The organism is Bacillus multifaciens (assembly GCF_030756675.1).
Taxonomy (GTDB): Bacteria; Bacillota; Bacilli; order Bacillales; family Bacillaceae_G; genus Bacillus_A; species Bacillus_A multifaciens.
This window is the reverse complement of the sequence record NZ_JAVBXD010000072.1, coordinates 1-10,324: the sequence shown is the minus strand read 5'-3', so window position 1 is coordinate 10,324 and position 10,324 is coordinate 1. Positions and strand designations below refer to the sequence as shown.

Genomic DNA, 10,324 nt, shown 5'->3' with positions numbered 1-10,324 from the left:
ATCAAGTGATTGTTTTCATCAAATTCTAAAACAATCACTTGATACTACACCCAAGATGGAATATAAACATTACTATTTTAGGTGATAAGCATTTGAAACTTAATACAAATTCTGATACCTAACGGACCCAACGATTTAACTTCCGCTTTCGAGAATTATGTGAACACGAAAGTCCTCCAGTTAAACAATCCGGAGGACTTTTAATAGTTTTCTAAGTTATCTTCCAAATACACTCAATCCTAAATAAATCAAACTATAACTAATTAAAGCACTTGCAAGCATCAAACTTATTTTTAATAATTTGTCTTTTATATTAGGCTTTACTTCACTTACAGGTTTTCCCTCTATAAAATCAACTATTTGACGATAAGTTTTTAAATTATGCTCTTTTTTTATGTTTTCAACTTTCAATGATGAAAACATAAACAAAATTGTGAGTACCCCAGGTATTATAAGACCATAATAACCAAAAAAGTAAAATACGGGTGCAATAGAAATAGGAAGTAGAATCATCAATCCTAACATGATGTAACTCCACTTAAGAAAAGTTGATTTTTGAAGTTCTTCTTTCATGATCTTTACATCTCCTTTAACTAAATCATCCAGGGAGACATTAAAAAGAATACTCATCATTAATAAATTATGAATATCTGGGTAGTTTCTTTCATTTTCCCAGTTAGAAATAGATTGTCTGGAAACATGAATTTTTGCTGCTAACTCCTCTTGGGACATATTATCCCGTTTACGAAAATATTGTATCTGTTTACTAATGTTCATCTATACATCTCCCTTAAGTTTGAGATTAAGTTAAAGGTTAATTAAAGACTACCAAATTTCTTTATAATAGCATGATTTTACAGTGTAAAAATGTTTTATCATGCTATTTTCCCCTTATTTTTCAGTATGAGTGCTGGCGGTTCGTCGGGTACAATTACTGATCCAAATCAAGCAACTGTTTAAGAAATAAACCTCTACTAGTACCTCTGTCAGGGTTAGTTTTTTTGTTTTAATCTTGTCTTTTTATATATTGCAAATCGAGCAAAGCGACAATCGTTTTCGGACAAGCAAATGAAATTTCGAGAACGAAAGAACGGTAAAGGTTCTAGGAAACTTCCTAGCAAGTCAAAAACGATGTTTTTGGGGATTATCATGGTAATCCCGTAGCTTGCCCACTCCCTTTGTTTGGATCTTGCCCTTTGGTCTTCCATTGCTTTTTGTTTGGAGTGCTGGCTCGTCGTGTGGGGGCGAGACCCCACGGTTTGAAACGTAACGTCATAACGGATAAGAACGAATCCAGAACGAATGATCTTGGCGGTTCGGCTCGTATACTTGCTAGTCCAAGTCGAGAACCATTGCATTGCTTTTTGTCCTTCGGCTTGGCGAGAAAAGCACACGAGCCGAAAAAAGTTTTGCAAGGATGGAGCAAAGCGAAAAGGGTGGAGATTTTTGAGTGGTTTTCTCAAAAATACGACCCGTTCCTTGCGGAACTTTTAGCCCTATATATAAGAGTGAGAAGAGCAAAATGAAGAAAGTCAGTAATAGCAAGGGTTTATAAGACATAAGGTGTTAAAATTTTTTAACACCTGTGTTAAAAAATTTTAACACCTATAAAATGGGAAATGATAAATAAAAAAAGATGTCAATATAAATTGACATCTAAAATAAATAAATTGGTAGTTTATGTTTTTTTCTATTACCTTCAATTTTGATATTACGTAAAGCTTTTGAAAAAATTTGTTGAGTCGCTCTATCAATATCATCTTTAGGTGAATTACATAATATATTAGGATTAACAAACCAAGTCCTTGCTGAACAAGTTCTTCCATCTTCAGTTATTACACCAGTTTCTGCCACTCCTAAAACTCCTTTTTCAAGCAATTCATTCATCATTTTTGAAATAGAAGTCCTTGTTTTCCCTAATTTCTTAGCTAAATAACTAGGAGACGCTGCATTCGGTTTTATATCATCATCTTTATTTTTTTCAACAACAACATTTGATTTAAATTCTAGAAATCTTGAAATATCAAATAAAAATGCCTTTTCCGGTTGAGTTAAATAGCCAATTTCACATAAATAATCAATATTCTCTGTAATCATTTGCACAAATCTCACCCGATCCGTAGGTTTTTTCTTTTTACCAATAAAATATTCTTCTCCACCAGACATTTTACTTAATACTTGTAGCATCATGGCTCTTTCTTCTTCAGAAAGTCCACCAGTGCCTTCAAGTTTTTCATAAATACTATTAATTTTGCTATCTCTTTCTTTTGCTTTTTTTTCAGCTTGTCCAAAATCAATAATTTTCTTTGTCATATCTAGTTAATTCCTCCTTAAATTGAGGGAATCAACAAAAACACCTATTTTTTGCTATTTGATTATAAATCAAATTATGATAATCTATAACCAGATAATTTTCTTTTAGGTATTTTCGTAGAATACCCTTTTAAAAGAGTCATGTTCCCGCATGGCTCTTTTTTCATTCTATCACGTTTTCAATAACCTGAAAGATGGAAACAAAGTTTCCCCATTTTTTTTATCTTTCCATATCAAATCCTCGATGTTTATTGCTCATTTCCCTCTTATACTCACGTTCAAATTGATTATCTATTCCCTTATTATCCAATTCATTTTTAATAATCGCTCTAAACGTCTTAAATTGCTCTTTAAAGACTTTTTTTGTTTCTTGATATAAAACCTTTATATTTGTCTGTAAATCTCTTATATGAGCTTTTAAAGAACTTATTTCAGTCTTTAACGTCCCCACTTCTTTTTGCAACTGACCTTTTTCTTGTTTCAATGTCCTATTCTCTTCCATCCAACCTTCTGCAGTCATTCGTAAACTTTGATACTCTTTCACAAAATCTGTTTTTCTCAAACGCTCATAATCCTTTTTGATAGTCACCGCTGCATTCACTTGTTTTGTTAATTCTTGATATTGTTCTGGTGATAACACATAATTTCTTGTCTGTTTCTTCGTGATTTCAGCTTTTCCAAACATCTTATCCTGTACTTCTGTTATTACTTCTTTACGCAAAAATGGAATTTTAACAGGTTCATTTGGTACTTGATCGGCAACACGATCTAATTCTTCTTGCTTTTGTTTTACTCTTTTTTCTAACTCTACATAACGCTGGCCAATCAGCTGCAGCTTTTCACTTCCACTTTCCACTTGTTGCTTCACTGTCTCTAATTCTTTGTACTTATCAACGACATCACTTTCCAAACGCTTTTTCACCATCTGTAATTCTTTTGCTTTTTCTTCAGCATCTTTCAAATGATGATCAACAACTTGTAATTGCGTTTCTTTTTCTTGTACTTGATTTTCAACAAATGATTTTGTTTCTGCATATTCCTTATACTGACGGACTTTCATGTACTTGTGAGACCCTACATTTGCCCTTTCAAAATCAGGAATATGTTCTTTTGCTAATTCCTCGATATAAGCCGTCTCTAATGTTCTCCAATTCGCAATGAGTTCCGTTCCTTTTCCTTTTATGCCTTGTTGTTGCAAGGCTCTATCCATTCCGACACGCCTCGTTAAGCCTCGACTACTTTCGAAATTCGGTACATAGTTAATATGTAAATGTGGATTCGCTTCATCATCATGTAAAACCATGTTATAGACTGCTAGATTTGGATTCCGCTCTTGAAACGCTCCAGCATAGCGCTTCAGTGCTTCTTTTTTGGCTTCCCTATACTTTGGGTCGTCTTTGCCTTCCCCAATCGCTACGACCAATTCTCGTTGCTCATGTGTCTTATCGTCTTTATGTATTTTTCCATAGTAGTCATCAATCTTACGGTCATTCCGTTTTTGTTTCTTGTTATACTTGTCCACCGCTTCTTGAAAGACATCCTTGTATACACTTCGGATGTCCTTTTGAACAAAGTAGATATTCTCGTCTAACCTGGATGGATCAATGCCAGGATTCCCATGAATGTTTTCCCTGTTATTATGGCTCAATGAACTTTGATGAGATTGATTAAATGAGATAGACGCCAACATAAAGTGCCACCACTTCCCCTAGATTAATTGATACCATAAGTCTAGCAAAGCGACGAAATGGAGTCAATTAACGTAACCCTATACGTATTTTGACACTTACGCATCAAAATCGATAGGGGTCTGCGACGCTTGTCGGCTTTGCCGAGCCATGCCTAGCATGGAAAAACCAAACCTTGGGCGTTGCCCAAACCCACTGGGGAACTCTTCCCCAGACCCCCTTCATCCAACTCCCCAACCCCTCATTCTTTGAGGGGCTCCCTCGCCGGTTGGCAGGCCAAAACGGTTAACGTTTTGACAATCCAAGAGGGTCGCATAGTGAGTGTGTCAACTCCTTATCCTCCCGTACCCTTTCGGGTTCGGTCCGGTACCGTTGACACACGCCATGCTACTACTTCTTATCTATTTCAGCACTATCCCTTTTTAATTCTTTCACAAAATCCTGTAGATTTTGTCCGTATGTTCCTAAAAAAACATTCAATTCTCTCTTGATCCATGAGAAAAAACAACTCTGCAACACTTGTTTTATCCAATATAAATTGTTTTCCATTTAGATGAATTGCCATTTAATTTTTATACAATACATCGTCTTCGTCAAAATCATCCTCTTCTTCCTCCATATCAATTAAACAAAAGAATGCGTCTATCCAAATCCATTCCACTATATGATCCAGTACCAGCGTTGCTGTAACCAGGGGCAAAGTAGCAAATTCGTTTAAATATATACGTGTTTTTCAGTAACAAAAATGATTTCAAATAATAATGTTACGAATTATTTTTGATACGGTATTTTGTTACAAAACAAATTACTTTTCTCTTAATCACAGCTATGTTGATATTGGACCAACAAATATTTCTTATAAGAATACAGAAAAACCCCGAATCATAAATTTTTTCAAATGTCCACGATTCAAGGTACAGTTCACATTTCTAGATTTTAAAGTCGTTTTTTATATCACTTTTAAATCTTTTTTGTACGGAAGAGCGATCTTATAAAGAAGAATGTTAAGGTTTAGTTATCTAATATCAGTTTTATACTACTTTCTATTCTATTATTAGTGAACTACACACCACTTAAAATTCTAACGAATTTTAAAAGTAGGGACTTATCAGTTCGATGATGAAAGCAACCTTCCATCTTCCACCACCTATCGTTAAATTAACATCCTTCACACGCTTAAAAAAAGAAAATTCTTTCGGATAATACATTAAAAAAGAGAAGCTACTGTTTTAGCTAAAGATAACGAAGCATCCACAATAAAAGGAAGTGAAAAAACAATTGATACCTTCCAATTTTTTTTCTTCGCTTGAAATAACAAAAGTATTCCTATGGAACCTATAAAGGATGTGAGTATAAAAACACTTGGATTATAAAGATTAAGCAAAGTAATGATTAAAATATTCACAATCATTACCAAACTTTTAGGAATGAGCATATCTGACATATTAGATTTAGTATCTGTAACAAAAAACAGTAATAAAAACTTGGCAATAATGTACGCAACAACGGTACCTAACAATGTCATTAATACTGAAATAATTAGTATAATCGTTTTTGGAGATACCCTGTCAATAAATTGGGATAGACCTTTTATTTCTTCATCAAATTTCCCTCCCACTTCAATGAATAATGATACAAAAAAGCAAGTCAACATTGTATAAATAACAAACCAAAATAAAGATATTAATCCAGGGTATTTCCCCATAAAATATTCCCTCCTTTTAACATGATATTATTTGAGTGTTTATCCAACTTTTCATTTATCAAACTGTGAGAAACATATATTATAGTAGATTTATTTTTTTTTGCACTATTTATAAGAGTATCTGCTATCATTGAAATACTGTCCGAATCTAAAGTGGACATGGTTTCATCAATTAATATAGTATCCCAATCTTTCACAAAAATAAGTGACAAACCAATTTTAGCTTTCATCCCTGTTGAGGATTTGCTGTATGAAACATTCAAGTTCCCATCAAAAAATTCGGTTACTTTTGCAAGCTGTTCCTCAGAAGGATTAAGATCAAAGGTTTTCCACAAAATCTCTAAATTCTCTTTGAGAGTAAACGGATGAATCCCCACTGGTTCAACATTTAAATAAAGAGTTTGACCATTCCCTAGAGTTAATTCACCCAAATACTTTTTATCAAGACCAGAGATCATTCGAAGGAAAGTACTTTTTCCTACCCCATTTTTTCCGATAAGTCTAAATAAACCGTTCGGGATTGTTGTTGTCACTTCATTTAAAATAACTTTTTCATTAAATTTTTTTGTGCATTTTTTTAGTTCTATACTCATTATCTTTTCCCTTTCCTCTTTATCCTACATAACCCTCTAATAGGGCAGCAACTAACAATACCAGTAACGATAATAGATACATAACTAACAATCTTTTCTCTTGGCGAAATACTTCTGTTAAAGATTTACTAGAAATCAAAACATAAAGTATATACTGGCTAACCCCTTGATAAAACAACATATTAGGAAATTCTAATAAAGCATGAGGAAATAAATGGCTCATAGCTTCATCTTTTCCTAATAACCTAAATCCCATGGTTATTTGAAAAGAAGATCCTATTAAATCAGTTGCTTGAAGTATTGGAGAAAAAATGGGGAGCAATAAATAACAAAGAAAATTTTTAAAATTTGAAGTCAGAACTGTTATCATAAAATCAGTCCCTAGACTTGGAGGACTAGATTCAATTATGTTTTTGTCTACTACAATGCCAAAAAACACTCCTAAAAGAATACATATAGAGCAAAATACAAAATAGTACAATAAAAACTTATGTATCCTAACCACTGTCTGTCCCTCCTCCCGTTAAACAAAAGTAAGTATAGTTGTTATTATTAAAAATATTATTGGTAAGGTCATCTTAAGCATTTTTGATTCATTACCGTTTAATAACATTTCTGACTTTCTAAAATACACAATCCCAGCCAATAGACTCATTGGAATAGCTATAATATTTTTAAATATTATAGTGATGCTAGATATACTCATCATTGCTCCGAACAGTCCGAAAATACAAATAATAATTAAAATAAGTGAAAATAGATAAATAGTACTTGATTCAAACCTTTTAAATAATGAAATTTGGTTAGCTGATTGCATCATTTCTGTTCTTGATTTATCAATCATAATCTCTTCAGACTTTGAACCTATTAAAATTTCTACAACAGTTATGTAACTCACTTGGAAAAACATTAATACAGGCAAAGACTCAATTCGAGCAGCAAAAAGTTGTCCAAAGTATCCAATAACAGTTGATACTCCACCAATAAATAATAATACCCAAATATTGTTTAATAAATATATTTTCAATAATCCTAAAATACCTTTGGGACGGAATAAAGAACCTAAGTCGTTTGAAAACAAGGTGGTTTTAGTTCGGTAAATACTAAAGTTAAAAGTTATACATACATAAATTAAAATCAATTGTACAAAAATTATTAATAAAGTCCATTCCAAAAATGAAGAAATCACAAATAGACATTCTAATAAAAAAAGAACTCGTATCAATATACTCAATAGTCCAAACGTTAATTTAGAAAGGAAACTGACTATAACTGTTGCTATTGCCAATATAACAATTAAAAATTGCCCTAACACTAGACCGAAAAAAAATGACATAAATAATGCTAGAATTAATTGTAATGTGTACCCTTGTTTAACAGAAAAAAAGAGATGTTTTAGTAGCTTTAATCGTGAAACATACAACAAACTCGGTGTTTGTTTACCATAAGGTAAAATACAACGGTTGATATTTGCTGTTGCTAAACTATGTACAACAAAAAAAGCAAATACGATTATCATTTTCCCTGAAATTAGTTTAGGATAAAACAAGAATACTAATACTACCAACAAAGAGAAAAAAATCATCCCAAAATAATTGAGATGACCCATTAAACTTTTATCATACAATTTGAAATAATATTTCAATTTAAGCATAACACCTTACCACGCAGCTGCTTTAGCTTTTCCTTTTTTCTTAAGTAGAAAAAGTACTGTTGAAACTATTCCTGCAGTAATACCTCCAACGCCAGTTATAGCTCCAACGATTGAAACAATAGCTGTGGCAGTTTGGTATTGATCAATAAGTGTTACCACTTGGTTTGCAGTACCAGTGCTAACACCAAGAGTACCTGCGATATGTGGCGCACTAGAAAGCATTAACAATCCCGCGGAACCAAACGTTAATGTTGCAGCATAATTCTTAATTTTTTTTTGCTTTTCCATTTAATTAAACCCCTTTTTATAATGATGTTTAGTAGAATTAATTCTCCCGTTAATATATTACACTACTTATATTTAAAAATACAACCATTTATTCCAAAATTTGTTTAAAATCTACATATATTGTAATTTTACTGTAAAAATTTGACTTACTCGATTGTTATTATTTAGATAAAATGCTATAATTTATCTTATGAAACTAAATAGTAAAAAAAGAGATTTTATTATTGCATTGACAACATTTGTTATTTTATTTCTTCTTAATTTTATTTCCAAAACTTTTTTCTCATCTTTTAATCAAACTAAAACTCATATTATAATTGGTTTAATATTAGGATTAATTGCGGTGTTGTTTTCCTTAAAAATCATTTTTTCTATTTTTTGGACAAAAACAAAAAAATAGATTCAATCTTTAATATTTAAATAAACCAATTGCAAAGTGACACTTAAAAATAAAAAAAGAGATAGTGAAAAGCTTGCCATCATAGACCACAAAGTAAAAACACAGAGATTTGTCACCTCTGTGTTTCTTTAAATTTCCTCTGATTGAACTAACACGACATAAAAAAGAAAATCGTACGTTTAAAAAATATCTTCCAATAAACTCAATTTTAGCCGTGATTCTTTTGTAATGTTCTTTATTTTTTTTAGATTTTACAATTATGGTAAAATTCTATTGTTGAATACTACATTCATACAAGGTTAACATAATCTCATATCGATAACAAAATAAAAAAGGAACTGACTCATAATCTTATAAGTCAGTTCCTTTTTCACTCTTTTTTATAATATATGTAGAATTTCATAATAGTAAAAAAACAATATTTCTACTCTGTCCGTAGTATTGGCCCCACCTACGCCAGATACCCTGATAGCCACTCGTGCCATCCACCCCATTATTGGAATTTCCGTATCCTCACAATCCCCGCATAAATTCTTGTATATATTATTCGTTCAAAATAACAGTAGTTGCTATAGGTATTCTTAAATATTTAAGCAAATACCCAAACATACAAAGGAGATCCCTTTCAATCCTCGAATAACCATTGAGAAGAAAGATCAAGAGCGTTTTATGCTATTCTAAAGAGCGAGGTGATAGCGTGGAAAGATACGAATATGTCTTGCTAAATAAGGAGATGAGCGAGCGGCTAGGTATCGGAATAAGCACTTTAAGAAAATGGGCTGCCTCGCTAGAAAAGAACGGGTATGGCTGGGAAAAGAATGAGGATGGAACCCGCTACTATACCCGCTATGATGAAGATACACTTATTTTGTTTAAAACTTTAGTAAAAGAACAAAAGTTTAATTTGGAACAAGCTGCAAAGGTTATTGTATCAAGGCGTCAAGGTGGACGCTCTTTAGAAAGAGCGGGGGGCGCTCTTCAAGAAAATAAAAAGGAATCCCCAAACGAAACCCATTCTGATACCCGCTCTTTAAATCCTATATCAACTGAACCATCTGTTTTAACAGAAGAAGCTATACAATCATTAATGAATTATGTAAAAGATCAAGAACAACTTAACAAAAGTCTTATAGAGAAAATCCAAGAAATGGAGCAAGAACGGAACTCTTATCACGCCCTGTTAGAAAAAATTGAGGATGAACGTAAAGCAGATCGTGAGCTTCTTAAACAAGTGGGACAGCAATTAAAAAGACAAGAAGAACGAACAAATGAAAGAGATAAAATGTTGATGGAAAATATACGGAGCATTCAACAACTCGCAGCAGCCAAAGAAGAAGAAAGAAAAAAGAAAGGATTCTTCTCTAACTTGTTCAGTAGATAAATGAATTTCAATTATTGTACATGAAATTTTAAAGGAACAAATAATTATGCATGATTTTATACAGTTTTTTGGCTAATCCAGTAACAACCGAGAACTCTAAAACCGCGCCAGAATAGAAATGTATAAAATCATGCATAGAGTCATAGAAAAGAAAAAAGGCGAATCCCTAATCTTACAAGGGATTCGCCTTTATCCTTGCTACCGATAATGTTACGTTATGTTAACTCTCTATGAATATAATATACAACAAAAATCACACAATGTATTACTCCCCCTAATGGTATAATAAGGAAAAACGGAAG

At 32.4% G+C, this 10,324-nt stretch carries 9 protein-coding genes; 1 reads left to right on the top strand and 8 read right to left on the bottom strand.

Annotated elements, in window-relative coordinates; all coding sequences use genetic code 11:
• Positions 1–216 precede the first annotated feature (216 nt).
• The 8 genes from Q9306_RS23960 to Q9306_RS23925 form a co-directional block, all read right to left on the bottom strand.
• Positions 217–777, bottom strand: a complete 561-nt coding sequence (locus tag Q9306_RS23960) for a helix-turn-helix transcriptional regulator (RefSeq protein ID WP_306203058.1) — start codon at positions 775–777, stop codon at positions 217–219.
• Between the two features lie 879 nt (positions 778–1,656).
• Positions 1,657–2,313: a MarR family transcriptional regulator gene (locus Q9306_RS23955; RefSeq protein WP_306203056.1), complete on the bottom strand. Its 657-nt coding sequence runs from the start codon at positions 2,311–2,313 to the stop codon at positions 1,657–1,659.
• A 220-nt stretch (positions 2,314–2,533) separates the two neighbouring features.
• The gene (locus Q9306_RS23950) at positions 2,534–4,003 is read right to left on the bottom strand and encodes a plasmid recombination protein (protein WP_306203054.1); all 1,470 of its coding nucleotides are present in this window, start codon (positions 4,001–4,003) and stop codon (positions 2,534–2,536) included.
• A gap of 1,205 nt (positions 4,004–5,208) precedes the next feature.
• A complete protein-coding gene (locus Q9306_RS23945; protein ID WP_306203052.1) occupies positions 5,209–5,706 on the bottom strand; it encodes a hypothetical protein in 498 nt (165 codons plus the stop codon).
• Positions 5,685–6,299: an ATP-binding cassette domain-containing protein gene (locus Q9306_RS23940; RefSeq protein ID WP_306203050.1), complete on the bottom strand. Its 615-nt coding sequence runs from the start codon at positions 6,297–6,299 to the stop codon at positions 5,685–5,687. The genes Q9306_RS23945 and Q9306_RS23940 overlap by 22 nt, the downstream gene beginning before the upstream one ends.
• Before the next feature lie 19 nt (positions 6,300–6,318).
• Positions 6,319–6,804 (bottom strand): stage II sporulation protein M, encoded by a 486-nt coding sequence (locus tag Q9306_RS23935; RefSeq protein ID WP_306203048.1) that lies wholly within the window; start codon positions 6,802–6,804, stop codon positions 6,319–6,321.
• An 18-nt stretch (positions 6,805–6,822) separates the two neighbouring features.
• Positions 6,823–7,953 carry a hypothetical protein gene (locus Q9306_RS23930; protein ID WP_306203046.1) on the bottom strand — a complete coding sequence of 377 codons (1,131 nt, stop codon included), beginning with the start codon at positions 7,951–7,953 and terminating at the stop codon, positions 6,823–6,825.
• Positions 7,954–7,959: 6 nt separating this feature from the next.
• The gene (locus Q9306_RS23925) at positions 7,960–8,241 is read right to left on the bottom strand and encodes an uberolysin/carnocyclin family circular bacteriocin (protein WP_306203044.1); all 282 of its coding nucleotides are present in this window, start codon (positions 8,239–8,241) and stop codon (positions 7,960–7,962) included.
• A gap of 1,097 nt (positions 8,242–9,338) precedes the next feature.
• Here Q9306_RS23925 and Q9306_RS23920 point away from each other — a divergent pair.
• Positions 9,339–10,022, top strand: a complete 684-nt coding sequence (locus Q9306_RS23920) for a MerR family transcriptional regulator (RefSeq protein ID WP_306203041.1) — start codon at positions 9,339–9,341, stop codon at positions 10,020–10,022.
• Positions 10,023–10,324 lie beyond the last annotated feature (302 nt).

Bases quoted from the DNA above. Each gene is read 5' to 3' on its own strand.
- Q9306_RS23960 (WP_306203058.1), bottom strand. From the start codon at position 777: ATGAACATTAGTAAACAGATACAATATTTTCGTAAACGGGATAATATG.
- Q9306_RS23955 (WP_306203056.1), bottom strand. From the start codon at position 2,313: ATGACAAAGAAAATTATTGATTTTGGACAAGCTGAAAAAAAAGCAAAA.
- Q9306_RS23950 (WP_306203054.1), bottom strand. From the start codon at position 4,003: ATGTTGGCGTCTATCTCATTTAATCAATCTCATCAAAGTTCATTGAGC.
- Q9306_RS23945 (WP_306203052.1), bottom strand. From the start codon at position 5,706: ATGGGGAAATACCCTGGATTAATATCTTTATTTTGGTTTGTTATTTAT.
- Q9306_RS23940 (WP_306203050.1), bottom strand. From the start codon at position 6,299: ATGAGTATAGAACTAAAAAAATGCACAAAAAAATTTAATGAAAAAGTT.
- Q9306_RS23930 (WP_306203046.1), bottom strand. From the start codon at position 7,953: ATGCTTAAATTGAAATATTATTTCAAATTGTATGATAAAAGTTTAATG.
- Q9306_RS23925 (WP_306203044.1), bottom strand. From the start codon at position 8,241: ATGGAAAAGCAAAAAAAAATTAAGAATTATGCTGCAACATTAACGTTT.